The following is an 18,761-nucleotide window of genomic DNA, read 5'->3' as shown; positions in this document are numbered from 1 at the left end:
AATAGTGGTTTCGGGATGGACCTGTGGCTGATTAATTTTGGCCCCGCGGGCAAGATTTTTCTTGCTTTTTCCTCAGAACTGGACCTTTCGCGCCTTCTGCGTTAAGACCCCGTCGCGCCCGCCGGGGGAGGGTATGGCGCGTGAAGTGCCTGTGCGAGGTTATCTGATGCTACGATACATACTGGCTGTTGCCATTGCGGCGGCAACCGTGATGCCGAGTGCGTCCGTTGCCGAGAGGGAAGCCACCGAGACTGCCAAGCGCGAACTGGTGTCGCGCAACGAGGTGCCGGGACAAAGCTTTCGCGACTATCTGAAGCTGTTCCAACCTAGGAAAGAGGTCCAACCGGTTGAGGTTTCCTACACCAAGGCCTGGCTGGACCAACAGCCCAAAGCCAGCGGTGGCGAAGATCTGAAATGCTTGGCCGAGGCCCTGTATTTCGAAGCGCGCGGAGAGAGCGTGCGCGGCCAATTCGCGGTTGCCGAGGTGATTTTGAACCGGGTGGAAAGCACCCGTTTCCCGAACACCGTCTGCGGCGTGATCCGCCAGGGAACAGGCAAGAAATACCAGTGCCAGTTCACCTATACCTGTGACGGCCGCAAGGAAGTCATTCACGAGAAGAAAGCCTATGAGCGGGTGGCCAAAGTTGCCAAGGCCGCGATCGAGGGGGTCAGCGATCCGCTCACGTCGGGGGCCACGCATTACCACACCAAGGCGGTGCGCCCGTCGTGGTCGCGCGTTTACAAGGAAACTGCGCGCATCGGTGTGCATATCTTCTACCGCCACAACTACCGCACTGCGAGCAACTAGCGCGCATTGACGCACCCGCGCTGGAACGTTGATGGCGCGGGTGAAACCAGGGGCTATATTGCGGGCAAGGAGACCCGCAATGAATCTGAGCCGCCGAAGCCTTTTGAAATCTGCCGCCGCGCTTGCGGTGTTTCCAACGCTAGCGCGCTCCGCGCCGCTGACCCTGACTGCGCGCGAGGGCGCTCAGTTGATTGCCCCTCCGGGGTTTCCGGAAACCGCTATCTGGGGCTTTGATGGGCAGGTGCCGGGCAGCCCCATCCATCTGCGGCAAGGCGAGCGTGTTCAACGCCGCTTGGTGAACGAATTACCGAAAGCCACTTCGGTTCATTGGCACGGTATCCGCATCGACAACGCTATGGATGGCGTTCCGGGGCTGACTCAGGATGCGGTTCCAGGCGGCGCGACCTTCGACTATGATTTCATCGTGCCGGACGCCGGAACCTATTGGTACCATGCGCATAACAAGTCAGTCGAACAGGTGGCCCGTGGCCTGTATGGCCCTTTGATCGTGCACGAGTCCGAAGCGCCGGATGTGGAGCAAGATCTGGTGCTGATGCTCGATGACTGGCGACTTGATCCGGAAACGGCCCAGATTACCCAAGACTTCGACAACGGCCATGACCTCAGCCATGCTGGACGGTTGGGAAACCTCATCACGGTCAATGGTGCATTCGACCCATCCTTTCCTGTTCAACAAAACCAACGCCTGCGCCTGAGGTTGGTCAACGCCGCAAATGCGCGTGTCTTCACCGTTGGCCTGGACGGAATGACCGGATGGATCGTTGCGCTGGATGGAATGCCTTTGGCCGAGCCGATCCCGATTGAGGACACGTTCCCGCTGGGCCCGGCACAACGTGCGGATTTGTTGGTGGATGTGCTGGCTGCGAATGCGGAAACGGCAAGCCTGTTCAGTCAGGAACGTGACGGAGCCTTTGGTTTGGCGAGATTTGTGGTGGCAGGGCAGGCGGCTTCCACTCCCCGGTCGGGAGTTCGGCCATTGCCGCCGAACCCGCTTTCGGAATTGACGGACCTCAACAACGTACCGCGGCACGAGATGAGGCTGCAGGGCGGTGCCATGCGCTGGCTCGAAAGCGCGCGGATTGGCGAGACCGAGCTCTCGGGCCGGGAGCTGGCTCAGCTGGGGCGGTTCTGGGCGCTGAATGGCTACGCCGAGCGACCCGATGACCCGTTTCTGGACGCGCCCTTGGGAAGCGTCCACCGGATTGCCTTCGTGAACGAAACTGCATTCCCGCACGCGATGCACCTGCATGGCCACCACTTTCGGCTGATCTTGCCGGACGGGACCCTTGGCCCGTGGCGCGATACGGTTCTGGTCGAACGCGGCGAGACTCGCGAGATCGCGCTGGTCACCGACAACCCGGGCAACTGGCTGCTGCATTGCCATATGCTTGGACACGCCGCATCGGGTATGATGGGTTGGTACCGCGTCACCTGACGCCGCATTCGGCGGCTGGAATGGCGTTTGCTTGAATGCTATAGCCGCGCGGAACCACTAAATTGGGCAAACCTGTCCAAGCTGCCCGAAAAGGCCCGTGCCATGAGTACTGAAATCCGCCTTGCCTTTGCGCACCCGTCCGAACGGTCCGAGGCGACTGCGCCACGCGGGCCACTGGATCGTATCTCGTTGCGCGACCACATTGTCGAGGTCGAGATCGGCGCTTTTCAGGCCGAACGGGGCACCACCCAGCGCATCTGTTTCAACATCGTGGTCGAGGTGCGCCCGCTGACTGAAAACATCGACGATGATGTCGATCGCATCCTGTCCTATGACCGGGTGACCGAGGCCATCGCCTATGAACTGGCGGCCGAGCGTCTGAACTTGCTCGAGACACTGGCGGATCGAATAGCCGAGCGGATCCTGCTTGAACCTCAGGCGGTAAGAGCTTTTGTCCGCATTGAAAAACTGGATCGCGGTCCGGGTGCTTTGGGTGTCGAGATCGTTCGTGGCAAGGATGCGGTCCATCACGATGTCATCGAGGAAGAGCGCCCACATCCCCGGCTGGTCTTTCTGTCGAACGCAGCGATTGAGTCCGAAAATTTGTCGGGCTGGATCGACCAGTTGGAAAACCGACAGCGACCGCTGATTCTGTGCGTAGGCGCCTCCGATCTGCCGGTGCCGCAGACCGGCCATGCCATGACCCAGCGCCGGATCGACCTGTTGGCGATCGAGCAGAACGCTTGGGTGCTGGCCGCGCGTGATCATCGCTGTGTCGTCGTCTCTACCCGGACCGAACTGGACTGGGCCATGAAGAACGGCCAGATCTGTGTCTGGGCACCGTCCAAGATCGTGCTGGACGCGGTCGATGGACCTTCGGCGGCACCGTCCGACGCGGTGGCCTTGGCGGCCTGGTTTGCCGCCACCTTTGAGGCCAGCGAAATGCTGGTCATTGGCGGGGAACTGCCCGAGTCGCCCAAAACGCCGCTCCGGGCGGTTCCGGTGGAGCAGGCGCAACTGTGACCAGTTACTATCGCCCATTGGTGCAACACGGGCCTGTGCGCCCGGACGGGGCCTTGCCGCTGGCGGGGCAGGACCTGTGGTTCACCCATGCCGAATGTCTGCAGCGTGACGCGGCACCCCGGATCGTTGCGGCTGCCGATATCCCTGAAACGTGGCTCGACCGGCTGACGCAACCGCGCGCCGCGATTGCCGGGCTGGAGATGACGCAGCCGCAGATCATGGGCATCCTGAACGCCACGCCCGACAGTTTTTCCGACGGTGGCAAGCACAACACCCCCGACGCCGCGTGTGCAGCAGCCCGGGAAATGGTCGCGCACGGTGCGACCATTCTGGACATCGGCGGTGAATCCACGCGCCCCGGTGCGGATTTTGTGCCCGAGGACGAAGAGATCGCCCGCACCCAGCCCTTGATCCGCGCGATCCGGGCCGAGACACCGGCGCTGATCTCGATCGACACGCGCAAATCCGCCGTGGCCACGGCCGCGGTCGAGGCTGGGGCAGGGCTGATCAACGATGTTTCGGGCTTTACCTTCGATCCCGCGTTGGGCGCTTTCTGCGCCGAAATCAATGCGCCGGTCTGCGTGATGCACATGCAAGGCGACCCGGCCACGATGCAGGACAACCCGACCTATGACAACGTTCTGCTGGACGTCTACGATTTCCTGTCCGGGCAGGTGGCCCGACTGGAAGGCCTTGGGTTGGATCGGGGCCGGATCATCGTTGATCCAGGCATAGGCTTTGGCAAGACCGAGGACCACAACCTGACCCTGCTCCGCAATCTCAGCCTGTTTCACGGGTTGGGCTGCCCGATCCTGCTGGGTGTGTCACGCAAGGGCTTCATCGGCCGGATCGGCGCGGAACCGCGCAAGGATGCCCGCGCGCCGGGATCAATCGCCGTTGCGTTGGCAGGATTGTCGCAAGGTGTGCAGATCATCCGGGTGCATGACGTGGCCGAGACCGCTCAGGCCTTGCGCCTGTGGGCCGCTGTCCGGTAATCGGGTCGCAGGCAGGACTTTGTGGAGTAGCAGGTATGCGCAAGCTGTTCGGAACCGACGGGGTGCGGGGCACCGCCAACACCTATCCGATGACGGCCGAGATGGCCTTGCGGATCGGCGCGGCGGTGGGGCGGTACTTCCGCCGGGATGGCTCGGGCGTTCACCGGGTGGTGATCGGCAAGGATACGCGCCTGTCGGGCTATATGCTGGAAAACGCGCTGACGGCGGGTCTGACGTCGACCGGCATGAACGTGCTGCTGCTGGGGCCGGTGCCGACACCGGCAGTCGGGCTGATGACCCGGTCGATGCGGGCCGATCTGGGTGTAATGATCTCGGCCAGCCACAACCCGGCCGAGGACAACGGGATCAAGTTCTTCGGCCCCGATGGGTTCAAACTGTCCGATCAGGCCGAACTTGAAATCGAACAGCTGATCGAAGAGGGGGTCAAACCCGCGCAGGCGCAGAATATCGGGCGCGCCCGGCGCGTCGATGACGCGCGGTTCCGCTATGGCGAGCGGGTCAAGTCATCTCTGCCGCGCGAGCTGCGTCTGGATGGCCTCAAGGTGGTGATCGACTGCGCCAACGGCGCCGCGCACCGCACCGCGCCCGAGGTCCTGTGGGAGCTGGGGGCCGAAGTGATCCCGGTGGGAACGGCACCCAACGGCAAGAACATTAACCTGGGCTGCGGCTCGACCCAGCCGCGTGTGGCGGCCGAGGCCGTCGTGGCGCATGGGGCGGATGTGGGCATCTGCCTCGACGGTGATGCCGACCGGGTCGTGATCGTGGATGAAACCGGACAGGTCGCCGATGGCGATCAACTCATGGCCCTTCTGGCTACCGCCTGGGCCACTTCCGAACGGCTGAAAGGCGGCGCGCTTGTTGCGACCGTCATGTCGAACCTGGGTCTGGAACGGTTTCTGGGCGCGCGCGGGCTGCGGCTGGAACGGACGGCGGTCGGTGACCGCTATGTGGTCGAGCGTATGCGGGAAGGCGGGTTCAACCTTGGCGGTGAGCAATCCGGCCATATCGTCATGAGCGACTATGCCACCACGGGTGATGGCCTGATGGCGGGGCTGCATTTCCTGGCCGAGATGGTGAATTCGGGGCGCAAAGCCTCGGATCTGGCGCAGCAGTTCGAGACGGTGCCGCAACTGTTGAAGAACGTGCGCTATGGTGAGGGGCAGGCCCCGCTGGAAGCGGACACGGTAAAGGCCGCGATTGCCGATGCCGAGGCGCGGCTGAACGGGCAGGGGCGGCTGCTGATCCGCAAGTCGGGGACCGAGCCCCTGATCCGTGTGATGGCGGAATGCGAGGACGACGCCCTTTTGGCACAGGTCGTCGATGGGATCGTGGCCGAGGTCGAAGCCGCCGCGCGTCAGTAGCCCAACAGCATCCTGCGCAAACTGAACCATTGGCTAATCGCCATTCCGGTCAGGATCAGCGCCAGCGCGATGTAGAACCGCAGCGGCAGCGCCTCGGACAGGATCCATGCGCCGAAGATCATCGACCAGACCGGCACCTGATAGTTCACCAGCGTCATGAAGACCGACCCGGCGCTGCGAATGATCGACACCCGCAGCAACGTCGCAAAGGCCGTTGGCACAAGTCCCAGCACGATCAAGGCAAGGGTTGGGCGCAGACCCTGCGGGGCGGGCACGCCCTCGGTCGTCAACATGATCGGCAGCAGGATCACCGCGCCCACCACCAATGTCAGTGCGGCCAGTACCACCGGGTCGATCGGCGGGCAGCGCCGGGTCAGGATCGACGCCACCGAATAGCAGAACGCCGCCCCGATGCAGGCCAGTTGGGCCAGCGGCTCGGCCCCGCTGCCCAGTTGCGCAAGCCCCGGGCCGATAAGCACCAGCGCTCCGGTGAAGCCCAACGATACCCCCACAAAACGACGTGCGTTCAGGGGTTCATCCGAGAAGAAATGCGCCAGCGGAAGAACCATCAGCGGAATTGCGGCCATGGACAGCCCGGCAAAGGCCGAGGGTACATATTGCTGCCCCCAGCTGAGCAGCACGAAAGGCAGCGCGGTGGACAGGATGCCGATCAGGATCACCGACCACGCCAGACTTGGTGTCAGGCTGGGGATACGCCGCCCGGTCAGCCCCATCAAGGCCAACAGCATCACCGCGCCCAGCGTCGTCCGCGCAGTGGCCACCGTGATCGGGCCATAGTCTTCCAACGCCATCGCGACGACCATGAAGGTGCCGCCCCAGATCAGGCCCAGGGCAATGACGCCGCTCCAGTCGCGTATGTCGGGTTGAGGCACCATCGCTGCCTGTTCATCTGTTCTGCATGAAAAGGGCGGCCTCCGGGGCCGCCCTTGGGTTCAAGCCGTTCGGGCTTAGTTCTTTTCCTGATCGACCAGCTTGCCGGCCGAAATCCAGGGCATCATGCCCCGCAGCTTTTTGCCGACTTCTTCGATCTGGTGTTCGTCATTGGCACGGCGCGAGGCCTTGATCGTGGGCTGACCGACCTGGTTTTCCAGCATGAAGTCGCGCACGAACTTGCCCTGCTGGATGTCGTTCAGAACCTCTTTCATCGCCTTCTTGGTCTGCTCATAGGGCAGGATGCGCGGGCCGGTCACGTATTGACCGTATTCCGCGGTGTTCGAGATCGAGTAGTCCATGTTGGCGATGCCGCCTTCATAGATCAGGTCCACGATCAGCTTCACCTCGTGCAGACACTCGAAATAGGCCATCTCGGGCGCATAGCCGGCCTCGACCAGGGTTTCAAAGCCGCAGCGGATCAGTTCGACCAGACCGCCGCAAAGAACGGCCTGCTCGCCGAACAGGTCGGTTTCGCATTCCTCGCGGAAGTTGGTCTCGATGATGCCCGAACGGCCGCCGCCGATGGCCGAGCAGTAGGACAGGCCGATTTCCAGCGCCTTGCCGGTCGCGTCGGTGTGAACGGCCACCAGGCAGGGCACGCCGCCGCCTTTGACATATTCGCCGCGCACCGTGTGGCCGGGGCCTTTGGGGGCCATCATGATGACGTCCACGCCCTCTTTCGGCTCGATCAGGCCGAAATGCACGTTCAGGCCGTGGGCAAAGGCGATGGCCGCGCCGGGCTTGATGTTGTCATGCACATATTTCTTGTAGGTCTCGGCCTGAAGCTCGTCGGGCATGGTGAACATGATGACGTCGCACCAGGCCGCGGCCTCGGCAATGCCCATCACCTGCAGGCCTTCGGCTTCGGCTTTCTTGGCCGAGGGCGAGCCTTCGCGTAGGGCGACGACCAGGTTCTTGGCGCCTGAGTCGCGCAGGTTCAGCGCGTGGGCGTGGCCTTGAGAGCCATAGCCCAGAATGGCCACTTTCTTGTCCTTGATCAGGTTGATGTCGCAATCGCGATCGTAATAGACGCGCATTTTGCCGGTCCTTTCTGTTTCGATTGCTGCGGTTCTATCTGCAGTGATTGCTATTGGCGAGAGCGATGGCATTGGATATTGACGACAGAAGCGAAGATTAATTCTTAGAAACCGGAAAACTTGAAAAAGTCATGCTTGACGACATCGACCGCCGTATCCTGCGCCATTTTCAGGTCGACCCGAGCCTGAGCACCGCCGAACTGGCCGAGCGGTGCCGGATCAGCAATGGCGTGTGCTGGCGGCGGATCGAGAAGATGCAGGCCGTCGGGATCATTCAGGGGCAGGAGGCCGTGATTGACTGGTCCGCTATGGGCTATGCGGTCGAGGTGTCGCTGCGGGTGACCCTGGACAAGACCCAGCCGCGCGCCTTCGACGAATTCACCGAAGCCGGCCGCAAGGTGCCCGAGGTGATCGAGATCCAGACCTTTCTGGGGAGGGTGGATGTCCGCCTGTCCGTCATCGCGCGGGACATGGCGCATTATCAGCAGGTCTATCGCGACCGTATCCTGACCCTGCCGCATATCGCCGATATCGAGGCCCTGATGCACATCGCGCGGGTCAAGCGGGACGAGGTGCTGCCGGTATGATCGAACTGGATGAACTGGACCGCAAACTGCTGCGCGCCTTGGCGCAGGACGCCACACAGAGCGCAGGTGCGCTGGGGCGGCGTTTCGGTCTGTCGCAGCCTGCCACCTGGCGCCGGATCCGGCGGCTGGAGCAGGCGGGCATCATCAAAGGGCGCAGGCTGCGCCTGAACGCCGAGGCACTGGGGTTCGGTGTCACCGTATTTCTGGGCGTCAAGCTGGCCCGCAAAGGGCAGGTCAGCCTCGAGGATTTCGAACGCGCCGTCAGCGCCATTCCCGAAGTCCAAACCGTGGAACACGTACTGGGCCTGTATGACTACCGACTGCGCGTGGTCGCGCGCGACCTGGCGGACTTTGAACGGGTCCTGCGTCGGCGCATCATAACCCTGCCGGGGGCCGGGGATGTCGAAGCAAATGTACTGCTGAGCGAAGAACGCCTGTCCGGGCCGATTGGGTAGCGGTCAGTAGCGGGTACGGATACAATAGCCTGGATGGTGGGTCAGGCGGGCAAACGAAACCGGCTGTCCGTCTTTCCATGTCGTGCGCTCAAGCTGAATCATCGCGGCCCCGGTCGTCGTTCCCATATAATCTGCCAAGTGGCTGTCGGCGGAAATGGCGTAGAGTGCAAGCTCGGCGTCAATGAAGGGGTTCGCATTCAACAGCCATTCATGCGGCCCGACCTCTTCCAGATTGGCATCTTCAACCTCGGGGACGGCCGAAATGTTGATCCAGCGTTCTTCGTGCTGAAACGGGCGGTTGTCGGCATAGTGCATGCACACCAGATGCAGGATCTGCGATTGCGGCGGCAGACCCAGTTGCGAGCTGAGCCAGCCCGGGCTCTTGTCGATGCTGCGCTCGACCAGGGCATAGCGGTAGGTCTGGTTCTGGTCTTCGACGATCTGACGGGCCAGCGACAGTTCCAGCTTGGCCTGTTTGCTGGGTGATTTCTTGACCCGCGTTCCGCTCTTGCGCTTGCGCTCGACGAACCCTTGCTCGGCCAGTTCGCGCAGCGCACGGTTGACGGTTGCGCGCGCGCAGTTGAACTCTTCGGCAAGCTGGGTTTCGGTCGGCAGCAAGGAACCTTGGGGCCAGACCCGTGTCTCGATCCGCCGCTTCACTTCGTCCCGAACGAATTGAAAACTGATCCGCTTTTGAACGTTCACGGTCTAAAATATCCTTTCAAGCTCAAGATGTGTGTATCTGTTCAGAAACACGTCAAGGTGTAAAGGGAGAGGTGACACTAATTGGCGTCAATTCGGCCTATCAGGCTATTGAATCGGGTGTGCAGCCAGGCTTCTGACCGTTGACTTAAGGGAAGCGAATGAGGGTCAATGAGCACTTTACCAACAGATGCAAAGCCTTCAGAAAGTGAGCAACCCAGAAAAGGAGACAGCATGCCTGCATTGTTGAATACAGTCGATCCGGACGGGCTCGAAGAATTCTCGGTCGTGTTCACCGACCGCTCGCTCAACCACATGTCGCAGGCATTCCAGCAGGTGATGCGCGACATCTCAGGGATGCTGCGTGAGGTCTATGGCGCGGACGGCGTGGCCGTGGTGCCGGGCGGGGGAACTTACGCGATGGAGGCTGTGGCCCGCCAGTTCGCCCGCGGTGCCAACGTGCTGGTGGTGCGCAACGGCTGGTTTTCGTATCGCTGGAGCCAGATCATCGAAACCGGAGGGCTGACGGCCTCGGCCACCGTGTTGAACGCCCGTCAAACGGGGAACTCCAGCCCGTCGCCCTTTGCGCCCGCGCCGATCGACGAGGTGGTCGAAACCATTCGCAGCCAACGACCCAGCGTGGTGTTCGCGCCACATGTGGAAACCTCGGCCGGGGTCATTCTGCCGGATGACTATGTCACCGCGATGGCTGCCGCAGCGCACGAGGTCGGCTCGTTGATGGTGCTCGACTGCATCGCCTCGGGCTGTGCCTGGATCGACATGAAGGCCACCGGCGTGGACGTTCTGATCTCGGCCCCGCAAAAGGGTTGGAGCGCTTCGCCCTGCGCCGGTCTGGTCATGCTGTCCGACCGCGCCGAAGAGCGGCTGGCCGAGACAACCTCGGACAGTTTCGCGCTGGACCTGAAGAAGTGGCGCCAGATCATGCAGGCCTATGAGGGCGGCGGCCATGCCTATCACGCCACCATGCCCACCGATGCGCTGCGGGCGTTCCGCGATACGATGCTGGAGACCCGTGACTATGGGTTCGAAAAGCTGCGCGATGCGCAATGGCGACTGGGAAATGCGGTGCGGGCAATGCTGCGCGACAAGGGGGTCGTTTCGGTCGCGGCCGAAGGCTTTGGCGCACCGGGGGTGGTGGTCAGCTACACCGAAGACCCCGAGGTGCAGAACGGCAAGAAATTCGCCGCGCTGGGCATGCAGATCGCCGCCGGCGTGCCGCTGCAATGTGACGAGCCCGAAGGGTTCAGCACCTTCCGCCTGGGCCTGTTCGGGCTGGACAAGCTGTATGATGTCGATGGCACGGTGGCCCGGCTGAAGCGGGTGCTGGATCAGGTGCTGTAGGCCGGAAAGGGCCTCAGCGCACGCCGAGGCCCATCTGCATCAGCGTCTTGCGCACCACCGGCATCGAATAAAGCGCGTTCAGCCCGGCAGCGCGTGCATCGCGCAACGGCCGTGCCTCGACCATCGAGGCGCGGTTCAGCAGGTCGATCCCCTTGACGCGCAGTTCGATCTCGGCATGGCGGGACTTGTGATAGGCATCGAGAATCTGGGCATCTCCCAGACCCTCGGGTCGGGCCTGGGCCAGGTCCAGCAGGCTGCGTAGATCCCCCAGTGACATGTTCAGCCCCTGCGCCCCGATCGGGGGCACCACATGGGCGGCCTCGGCCGTCAGGGCCACGCGCTGGGCCGACAGACGCTCGGCCGATTGGCTGATGATCGGCCAGATCGTCCGGCGCGAGGCCAGTTTCAGCGGTCCGAACAGGCCACAGGACCGCTCGGTCATTGCGGCCTCGAATTCTGCCTCTGGCAGGTTCAGCAGGTCGACTGCGCGCGGGCCGCGCTCCATCCACACGATCGCCGACGAGGGCTGGCCCTGCCAGTCGGGCAGGGGGACCAGCGTGAACGGCCCCCCGGACCGGTGGATCTCGGTCGAGACGTTTTCATGGGCGATTGGATGCGTCACCGCAAAGGCCACTGCCTTTTGCCCGTAACGCGTAGTGTGGACCTTGATCCCCGCAGCCTCGCGCATGGGCGAGTTGCGGCCATCGGCGGCGATCACCAGCTTCGTGCGGATGCGCGTGCCGTCGGACAGGCCCACCCGCGCCTCGGCGGTGCGCGTGAACAGGCTGACGGTGCCGGTGCCGGGGCGGAAATCGACATTCGGCAGTTCGTGCAGCCGGGCCACCATCTCGCGCCGCAGCAGCCAGTTGGGAAGGTTCCAGCCAAAGGGCTGATCCGAGATATCGGCGGCGTTGAAATCGCGCACCACGCGCGGCTCGGGGGTGTCGCCGCCCGCGTCCACGATGCGCATGATCTGCAGCGGCGCGGCGTGCGGTTCCAGCCGGTCCCACAACCCGCAGTGCTGCAGCAGGCCGTGGGCCGGTTGCAGAAACGCGGTGGTGCGCAGGTCGGACCCGTCGGCGTCGCGGTCGGTGACGGGCGGGGTCGGGTCCACGCAGATCACGTCGAACCCCGCGGCGCCGAATACGGCCGCCGCAGTCAGCCCGGCGATGCCGCCGCCGGAAATCAGGATGTCACAACTGTCGGTCATCGCGTCACTCTCCGTTGCTTGCGGACCCTAGTGCGGTTCTGGGGCCTGCGCCAAGTGACATCCTGTCCCGTGGTCTAGCCGCGTGAAATCAGGACCAGAATCAGGAACATCACCGGCACCATCGCCAGGGCCGGCAGATACAGGCCCGGCAGGCCGAACAACAGGGCCGAACAGCCCCACATGCTGACCAGCGCCGCAACGGTATAGCCCAGATCCTCGGGCTTGCCATTGGCCGCATCTCGGGCCAGCCAGCCAAACAGGGGAATTGCAAAAAGCAGGCGCTGCCAAAAAGGCAGGCGGCCGGGCATCTCGATCGCGGTCATCGGGCGTCTCCAGTTCTGTTCGTCGCTGAGCCTGATGTAAGAACGACTGTGCACCCGCAGAATGCGCGGATCGTCGCAGTTTCAGGCCGCGCGCAGGTGCATTTCGTCGCAGTCTCGGGTGGTTCAGATCAGGCGCGCGAGGAAGGCGGTCAGGTCATCGGTGTGGTGGTGGATGTGATCCGCGTCATGCGGATCGGGGGCCACATGCACGGTACGCATGCCCATGTCATGCGGGGCCTTCAGGTTGCGAGGCTCGTCTTCGAACATCGCAGCGCGGTCGGGGTGGATGCCGTCGCGGGAAAAGACCGTTTCAAACGCGGCCTTGTCCGGTTTGGGCCGATACCCCGCATGTTCGACCCCATAGATCGCGTCGAACAGCCCGTCCAATCCGCGTGACGCCAGAACCCGCTCGGCATAGGGCGCGCTGCCGTTGGTGTAGACGATGCGCCGTCCGGGCAGGGCCCGGATATGCGCGGCCAGCGCAGGGTCGGGTTCCATGTGGCTCAGGTCGACCTGATGAACCGCGTGCAGATAGGGCTCGGGGTCCAGATCATGTTCGGCCATCAGTCCGGCCAACGTGGTGCCGTGTTCGCGCCAATAGTGCTGGCGCAGCCGGTCAGCCTCGGCCCGGTCGACGCGCAGGGCTTCGACCACGTATTCCGTCATCAGCACCTCGATCTGATCGAACAGGCGCATGTGTGGCGGATACAGGGTGTTGTCCAGATCGAACACCCATTGTGTGACATGTGAAAATGCGGGCTTGACCATAGGCTTGGGTTTAGGCCGCGACCACCGGGTTTTCAATGGCGCACTTGATTGCAGACCCATGGCCCGGATAGACAGGTCCGAACGAGGAGAGACCCGACCCAATGAACCAGTCCCGACAGCCCCAGACCGATGCCTACAGCCTGATCCTCGAAGCGATCGACGTGGGGGTGTACAAACCCGGCGACCGGCTGGTGGAAAGCGAACTGGCCGAGCGGTTCGGCGTGTCGCGCACCCCGATCCGCGAAGCGCTGCAGCGGCTCGAGACGCAGTCGCTGCTGGAACGTGACGGGCGGTCGCTGATCGTGGCCTCGTTGGACCACAACCAGATGGCCGAGCTCTATGTCGTTCGACGTGAATTGGAAGGGCTGGCGGCCCGACTGGCCGCGCGCCACGCCACGGATGAGGAAATCAAAGTCCTGCAGGATATGGTCGAAGCCGATGACGCGCTTGTGGATGATCCAGTGGCTCTTTCCCGGGCCAACCGGCGGTTCCACGAGCAGATCCACCTTGCGTCGCACAACCGCTACCTTGTTCAGCAATTGGACCTTGTCCATCGCACCATGGCTCTGATGGCAACGACTTCATTGGCCGCGCAGGGCCGCGGTGAGATCGCTCAGAGTGAGCACAAGGGGATCGTCGAGGCAATCGCGGCTCATGACGAAGAAGCCGCCGACCGAGCTCTGAAGGAACATATCTCGGTCGCGTTCATGACCCGGCTGAAGCAGGATGCAATCCGGCGCGAGAAATAGCTTCCTCGTCTGGCTGCACTTCTTCGCTGGCCTGTCCGTGCTGGGTCTTGTCCCAGAAGAATGGTCTGACCGCCAGTTCCCACAGCGCCTTGTATGCTGCTGCCACGCCCAAGGGGTAGTAGAGTGCCATGGTCGGCACCCACGGCAGCAGGAAACGGCGACCGCCGGCCACCACGCCCAAGCCTCCAACTAGGATGTTCGCGGCCTCGGCGGTCAGGAACAGGTAGACACAGGCGTTCAAGATTTGCGGTGCCAATACAGCTTCAAATGGGTTCGTCAGCCCCATGAAGGTCAGCCAGAAGACCCACAGCACCGGGGCAAGCAGGAATTGTCCGACCGTCCCCAGGAAAAAGGCTTGGACACCCAGAAAGCGCCACATCCCCAGATCGCGCATCAATGCCAGGGGCGAGCGCATGTGGACAAGGTATGTGACCATGAACCCTTTGAGCCAGCGCGAGCGTTGCTTCACCCAAGGCCAGGCGCGGAAATTGGCCTCTTCATACGTGGCGGTTTTCACTATTTCGGTGCGATAGCCCGCGCGGCTGAGCCGAACCCCCAAATCCGCGTCCTCGGTCACGTTGTGAGCGTCCCAGCCTCCCAATTCCAACAGCTTGTCCCTGCGGAAGAAGAACGTCGTTCCACCCAGCGGCACCACAAGACCCAACCGCGCGATTCCGGGCAGGATCACGCGGAACCAACCGCTGTATTCGATGGTGAAGCAACGCGAGCGCCAGTTGGTGCGCGGGTTGTAGTAGTCCAGAACACCCTGCAGGCAGACCACATCATCGGGCGCGCGGGCGAATTGCTCCACCACGGTCTCGATTTGGTCTGGCAGAGGCGCATCCTCGGCGTCCCAGACGCCCAAAATCTCTCCTCGGCAGAAATCCAGCGCATAGTTCATCGCCCGTGGTTTGGTGGTCAGGTTGCCAAGATCGGGCACCTCCAGCGTTCGGATCCAGCTGGGCAGGGTGGTCTGCGCAAGCGCTGACCGGGTGACGTCATCATGCTCTTCCAAGACCAGGATCACGTCCAACAGCGCCTTTGGATAGGTCAGGCGTGTCAGCCGTTGGATCAGCGCACCGGCGATTTCCCGTTCCTTGTGCAGCGGCACCAGAATGGACACGCAGGGCAGGCGGTGTTGCGCAAGCAGACCGTCTGGTTTCTCGGCCTTTTTGGGGAAGAGATACGATATCAACCCGGCCAGCCGAAGAATCAGGAAAAGGATCAGCGTTGAAACTGCTGCCCAGAACAGCAGGGATAGCCCGGCATTCGGTTGCAGACCCAGGCCCGCAAGCGCGGCCAGCGCCAAGAGGGTCGGCAGGAGACGTGAACTCGCAGTCCATGAGCGGCAGCTTTGCGATAGCGGCGCCCGTGTTTCCGCCGCCTCAGCCAAAGATTTTGCGTAGTGTCGGGCAATGGCTTGGTCGATGTCATCGGGTGCGGCCAAAACCGGCAGGACGGTCTGGGCGCAATCTGCCAACCCGGGCCTTATTTCATCAAAGCGGTCTGGGTAGGCTGTCGCGACCAAGAGCACGGGCCCGACTCGCAGCCACGGAATGGCATTGTGCGTCAGCCAGAACTGCATCGGGCGCAGCGCGCAAAGGTCAGCGGGTGGCGGCGTGTTTTTCAGATCGGCGATCTGCAGCCCATGTTGTTGGCCCAGCGCCAACAACACATCGCCGCGCGAGGCCATATGCTCGCCAACCAGAATTTCGCCCAGAGGAGCGTTCTGCCGCTCCTGCAGTTTCAGGGCGTGATCCAGTTGAGCGGGGGTGATCACCCCCAAGTCGATCAGGCAAGTGCCCAAAGGTTTGCGGGGGCCAATGCCGAAAACCGGGGTCGCAGGCCCGTGACCCAGAAAATTCAATTCAACCATCATAGAACCCTGCCCGAAGTGTCGGGTCAGAGTTGCTCAATCAAGGTTAATTCCGGGTTAACGTTGACGCGGTCCGCAAACCTGCGGGATTAAGCGCGCACTTTTCGGTCTGCCATGGCCGCGGCAAACCGTTCAAACAGGTAAAAGCTGTCTTGCGGGCCGGGCGAGGCTTCGGGGTGATACTGAACCGAATACACCGGGCGATCGGACATGCGGATGCCGCAGTTCGAGCCATCGAACAGCGACCGGTGGGTTTCAACCACCCCGGCAGGCAACGATTGGGCGTCGACCGCAAAGCCATGGTTCATCGAGGTGATCTCGACCTTGCCGGTTTCCAGGTCCTTGACCGGGTGGTTGGCGCCGTGGTGTCCGTGGTTCATCTTGATGGTCTTGCCGCCCAAAGCCAATGCAAGCATCTGGTGACCAAGGCAGATCCCGAAAAGCGGCAGATCCGTGGTTTCAAGTATTTCCTTGATCATCGGCACCGCATAAGTGCCGGTGGCAGCCGGGTCTCCGGGACCGTTGGACAGAAATACGCCATCGGGGTCGTGCGCCAGCACCTCAGCCGCGGTTGCGGTTGCGGGCAGGACCGTCACGTCACAACCGGCCGAGGCCAGGCAACGCAGGATGTTCCGTTTTGCGCCGTAGTCCAGCGCGACGACCTTGTGCAACGGCGCTTCCTGACGCTGGTAGCCGTCCGGCCAGGCCCAGCGCATCTCGTCCCAGCGGTAGCTTTGGGCGCAGGTCACATCCTTGGCCAGATCCATGCCCTCCAGACCGGCGAAACCACGCGCCGCTGCTACCAGGGCTTCGATGTCGAAGTTGCCCTGCGGGTCATGGGCCAGCGCGACATGCGGAGCGCCTTGCTGGCGGATCGCACGGGTCAGCCGGCGGGTATCGACCCCACCGATGGCAATCCGGCCACGGCGTGCCAGCCAGTCGGTCAGCCGCTCGGCCGAGCGCCAGTTCGACGGCTCGGTCGGGTCCCACTTGACCACCATGCCCGCGGCCACCGGATCGGCGGTTTCGTCATCGTCGGGATTTACGCCGACATTGCCGATATGAGGGAAAGTGAAAGTCACGATCTGCCCGGCATAGGACGGGTCGGTCATGATTTCCTGATACCCGGTCATCGCGGTGTTGAAACACAGCTCGGCCTCGGTTTGCCCCGTGGCGCCGAACCCGGTTCCGAAGAAGAGCGTTCCGTCGGCCAGAGCCAGACATGCGGTGGGCTTGGACGTGGCTTGATGGGCCATGGCGCGACTCTCCTATCGGGTAAATCGGCGCATAACTAAGGGGGTTGGTGCCTCGGGTCAACCCTGTTCAAATTTTGGGCTATTGTTGTTTTTCAATGATTTAGCCTTATCTGTCTGCTGTTGTGCCTCGGATTTTGTTTAGATATGTTCGGGGTTCCGTTGCCATGGGGATGGACAGAACAGATGGATATGCGAACTCGGGTGACCACTGCCCTGAAGCAAGCAATGAAGGACAAGGATGCCGAGCGTCTGTCGACGCTGCGGCTGGTCAATGCCGCGATCAAGGATCGGGACATCGCGCTGCGCGCGGCCGGAAACGAAGAGGCCAAGGGCTGCGATGACGCGGATGTTCTTGAGATTCTTGGGAAAATGAGCAAGCAGCGCAAGGAAAGCGCGCGGGCCTATGAGGAAGGCGGTCGTTTGGACCTGGCCGAGCGCGAACTGCGCGAGGTGAAGATCATCGAGGAATTCCTGCCCAAGCAGTTGGATGATGATGAGGTCGCAAAGGCCATCCAGACGGCGATCACCGCGACCGGTGCCGGGTCGATCCGGGACATGGGCAAGGTCATGGGCGAGCTCAAGGCCAACTACACAGGCCAGATGGACTTTGGAAAGGTGGGGCCGCTGGTCAAAGACCACCTGTGCGCCGCGTCGAACGGCGACTGCTGACGCGCTTTATTCGGGTGCCGGTTCGCGCAGCCGTTTTACCAGATCATCATACAAGGCAATGCGTTCCTCCTCTGAGAGGAACGCGCCAATCTCGACCACCCGTCCTTCACCCGACAGGGTCACATAGTTCGGGACCGGTCCGCCGGCCTTGTGCATTTCCGGACGGGCCCAGTATCGATTGCAACTCCATTCCTGCTGGCCGGTCCGGGCACTGTGATGGATCAGGCGTGCTTGGGTTCCGGTAAGCGTCAGGACCTCAAACACGTTTCGGGACCGATAGTTTGCCTGGATCGCAAGCCATAGGCCTGCCACCGTCAACAGAAGGAACGGCAATAACCCCCACAGCAGAACCGATCCCAGAACTGCAAGCAGGGGGATCAGTCCAAACAGGAAAACCGATAGCACGACGGCCATCGCGCCGCGCGGTGGCAGGGAATTGTGCGGCCAAAGGCGCAATTCCTGTTCCGAGTTCGAGCTGACGTTCCAATGATAGGGCATATTGCAAAAATAGCGCCTGCTGATCCGGTGTCGATTGCCAATTTCAAACGACGTGTCCGACCCTCGCCCAGGACAGCGCGTCCTCAAGCCGGTCGTCGCCCCAGAACACTTCGCCCCGCGTGACAAAACTGGGCGCGCCGAATACGCCCAGGCCCACCGCCGTTTCGGTTTCAGCTTTCAAAGCGGTTTCGATTTCGGGGCTGCGCGCGCGGGCCATGACCGGCAGCGGGTCCAGCTGGCAACGGAACAGAGCCTCGGACATGGCGTTTTCACTGCCGGCTTCGATACCGTCCTCAAACCAGATCCTGTAAAGGTTTTGGGTAAAGCTCTTGCCCCATCCTTCCCGGAAACCCAGCAGCGCGACCTGGTTGGCCAATTCGAGGTTCGAAATCGGATAGGGGGCGGGCAGCTTGGCGTGGATATGGTACTTGGCTGCGCGGCGTTCGATGTCGCGCCACATGTAGGCCGACTTGACGGGTTTGCCCGCAAACGGAATGTTCTTCTGTTCAGACATGACCGCGCGCACGTCGAAAGGGCGCCAGTTAACCTGCGCCTGGTGTTCTGCGCACCAATCGTCCAGACGCATGATGGTCAGGAAACTGTAAGTGCTGCCGATGGAGTACCAGAAATCAATATCGGGCATGGTGACCT

20 protein-coding genes are annotated in these 18,761 nt (G+C 62.4%); 10 read left to right on the top strand and 10 right to left on the bottom strand.

Annotated elements, in window-relative coordinates:
* The first annotated feature begins 166 nt into the window (after window positions 1–166).
* The 5 genes from ACR0EF_RS08195 to glmM all read left to right on the top strand — a co-directional run bounded on the left by ACR0EF_RS08195 (window position 167) and on the right by glmM (window position 5,664).
* Entirely contained in the window at window positions 167–808 is a 642-nt protein-coding gene (locus ACR0EF_RS08195; protein ID WP_170370721.1) for a cell wall hydrolase, read from the top strand.
* Window positions 809–887: 79 nt separating this feature from the next.
* Window positions 888–2,264: a multicopper oxidase family protein gene (locus ACR0EF_RS08190; RefSeq protein ID WP_170372242.1), complete on the top strand. Its 1,377-nt coding sequence runs from the start codon at window positions 888–890 to the stop codon at window positions 2,262–2,264.
* Window positions 2,265–2,366: 102 nt separating this feature from the next.
* Window positions 2,367–3,287 (top strand): dihydroneopterin aldolase, encoded by a 921-nt coding sequence (locus ACR0EF_RS08185; protein ID WP_170370719.1) that lies wholly within the window; start codon window positions 2,367–2,369, stop codon window positions 3,285–3,287.
* Window positions 3,284–4,282, top strand: coding sequence for a dihydropteroate synthase (gene folP, locus ACR0EF_RS08180; RefSeq protein WP_170372244.1), 999 nt, complete (start codon window positions 3,284–3,286; stop codon window positions 4,280–4,282). Before ACR0EF_RS08185 ends, folP begins: the two co-directional genes overlap by 4 nt.
* 35 nt (window positions 4,283–4,317) lie before the next feature.
* Window positions 4,318–5,664 (top strand): phosphoglucosamine mutase, encoded by a 1,347-nt coding sequence (gene glmM / locus ACR0EF_RS08175; protein ID WP_170372246.1) that lies wholly within the window; start codon window positions 4,318–4,320, stop codon window positions 5,662–5,664.
* Here the strand turns inward: glmM and ACR0EF_RS08170 are convergent.
* Window positions 5,658–6,560, bottom strand: a complete 903-nt coding sequence (locus tag ACR0EF_RS08170; protein ID WP_170372248.1) for a DMT family transporter — start codon at window positions 6,558–6,560, stop codon at window positions 5,658–5,660. The two genes, glmM and ACR0EF_RS08170, sit on opposite strands and share 7 nt — an antisense overlap.
* A 72-nt stretch (window positions 6,561–6,632) precedes the next feature.
* Window positions 6,633–7,655, bottom strand: a complete 1,023-nt coding sequence (ilvC, locus tag ACR0EF_RS08165; protein ID WP_093962496.1) for a ketol-acid reductoisomerase — start codon at window positions 7,653–7,655, stop codon at window positions 6,633–6,635.
* Between the two features lie 131 nt (window positions 7,656–7,786).
* Here ilvC and ACR0EF_RS08160 point away from each other — a divergent pair, with 131 nt between their 5' ends.
* Together ACR0EF_RS08160 and ACR0EF_RS08155 are read left to right on the top strand one after the other, a co-directional pair.
* Window positions 7,787–8,242, top strand: a complete 456-nt coding sequence (locus tag ACR0EF_RS08160) for an Lrp/AsnC family transcriptional regulator (protein ID WP_170338399.1) — start codon at window positions 7,787–7,789, stop codon at window positions 8,240–8,242.
* On the top strand, window positions 8,239–8,697 hold the full coding sequence (locus ACR0EF_RS08155) for an Lrp/AsnC family transcriptional regulator (protein WP_170372250.1): 459 nt from the start codon (window positions 8,239–8,241) through the stop codon (window positions 8,695–8,697). Before ACR0EF_RS08160 ends, ACR0EF_RS08155 begins: the two co-directional genes overlap by 4 nt.
* A 3-nt stretch (window positions 8,698–8,700) precedes the next feature.
* Here ACR0EF_RS08155 and ACR0EF_RS08150 read toward each other — a convergent pair whose 3' ends face one another.
* Window positions 8,701–9,402, bottom strand: coding sequence for a GntR family transcriptional regulator (locus tag ACR0EF_RS08150; protein ID WP_170363152.1), 702 nt, complete (start codon window positions 9,400–9,402; stop codon window positions 8,701–8,703).
* 231 nt (window positions 9,403–9,633) lie between these two features.
* Here ACR0EF_RS08150 and ACR0EF_RS08145 point away from each other — a divergent pair, with 231 nt between their 5' ends.
* Window positions 9,634–10,761 carry an aminotransferase class V-fold PLP-dependent enzyme gene (locus tag ACR0EF_RS08145; RefSeq protein WP_170370715.1) on the top strand — a complete coding sequence of 376 codons (1,128 nt, stop codon included), beginning with the start codon at window positions 9,634–9,636 and terminating at the stop codon, window positions 10,759–10,761.
* Between the two features lie 13 nt (window positions 10,762–10,774).
* Here the strand turns inward: ACR0EF_RS08145 and ACR0EF_RS08140 are convergent, their stop codons facing one another.
* From ACR0EF_RS08140 to ACR0EF_RS08130, 3 genes are all read right to left on the bottom strand, one after another.
* Window positions 10,775–11,971: a UbiH/UbiF family hydroxylase gene (locus ACR0EF_RS08140; protein ID WP_170372252.1), complete on the bottom strand. Its 1,197-nt coding sequence runs from the start codon at window positions 11,969–11,971 to the stop codon at window positions 10,775–10,777.
* Between the two features lie 74 nt (window positions 11,972–12,045).
* A complete protein-coding gene (locus tag ACR0EF_RS08135) occupies window positions 12,046–12,294 on the bottom strand; it encodes a hypothetical protein (protein WP_093962490.1) in 249 nt (82 codons plus the stop codon).
* A 123-nt stretch (window positions 12,295–12,417) separates the two neighbouring features.
* On the bottom strand, window positions 12,418–13,062 hold the full coding sequence (locus ACR0EF_RS08130; protein WP_170370713.1) for a pyrimidine 5'-nucleotidase: 645 nt from the start codon (window positions 13,060–13,062) through the stop codon (window positions 12,418–12,420).
* Between the two features lie 101 nt (window positions 13,063–13,163).
* On the opposite strand from ACR0EF_RS08130, the gene ACR0EF_RS08125 reads away from it, so the two are divergent.
* The gene (locus tag ACR0EF_RS08125) at window positions 13,164–13,811 is read left to right on the top strand and encodes a GntR family transcriptional regulator (RefSeq protein WP_093962488.1); all 648 of its coding nucleotides are present in this window, start codon (window positions 13,164–13,166) and stop codon (window positions 13,809–13,811) included.
* Here the strand turns inward: ACR0EF_RS08125 and ACR0EF_RS08120 are convergent.
* Together ACR0EF_RS08120 and carA are read right to left on the bottom strand one after the other, a co-directional pair.
* Window positions 13,768–15,687 carry a glycosyltransferase family 2 protein gene (locus tag ACR0EF_RS08120; RefSeq protein ID WP_170370712.1) on the bottom strand — a complete coding sequence of 640 codons (1,920 nt, stop codon included), beginning with the start codon at window positions 15,685–15,687 and terminating at the stop codon, window positions 13,768–13,770. The genes ACR0EF_RS08125 and ACR0EF_RS08120 overlap by 44 nt on opposite strands.
* Before the next feature lie 89 nt (window positions 15,688–15,776).
* Window positions 15,777–16,943 (bottom strand): glutamine-hydrolyzing carbamoyl-phosphate synthase small subunit, encoded by a 1,167-nt coding sequence (gene carA / locus ACR0EF_RS08115; RefSeq protein WP_170338414.1) that lies wholly within the window; start codon window positions 16,941–16,943, stop codon window positions 15,777–15,779.
* Between the two features lie 183 nt (window positions 16,944–17,126).
* On the opposite strand from carA, the gene ACR0EF_RS08110 reads away from it, so the two are divergent.
* Window positions 17,127–17,612 carry a GatB/YqeY domain-containing protein gene (locus ACR0EF_RS08110; protein WP_170338416.1) on the top strand — a complete coding sequence of 162 codons (486 nt, stop codon included), beginning with the start codon at window positions 17,127–17,129 and terminating at the stop codon, window positions 17,610–17,612.
* Between the two features lie 6 nt (window positions 17,613–17,618).
* On the opposite strand, the gene ACR0EF_RS08105 is transcribed toward ACR0EF_RS08110, so the two are convergent.
* Window positions 17,619–18,110: a DUF2244 domain-containing protein gene (locus tag ACR0EF_RS08105; protein WP_170372254.1), complete on the bottom strand. Its 492-nt coding sequence runs from the start codon at window positions 18,108–18,110 to the stop codon at window positions 17,619–17,621.
* A gap of 43 nt (window positions 18,111–18,153) precedes the next feature.
* Entirely contained in the window at window positions 18,154–18,753 is a 600-nt protein-coding gene (locus ACR0EF_RS08100) for a 2-hydroxychromene-2-carboxylate isomerase (RefSeq protein ID WP_170368689.1), read from the bottom strand.
* Window positions 18,754–18,761: the final 8 nt, after the last annotated feature.

Source organism: Ruegeria sp. CG8 (genome assembly GCF_056537165.1).
The sequence above is the reverse complement of the archived record's forward strand: the minus strand, read 5'-3'. Positions and strand labels throughout refer to the sequence as shown.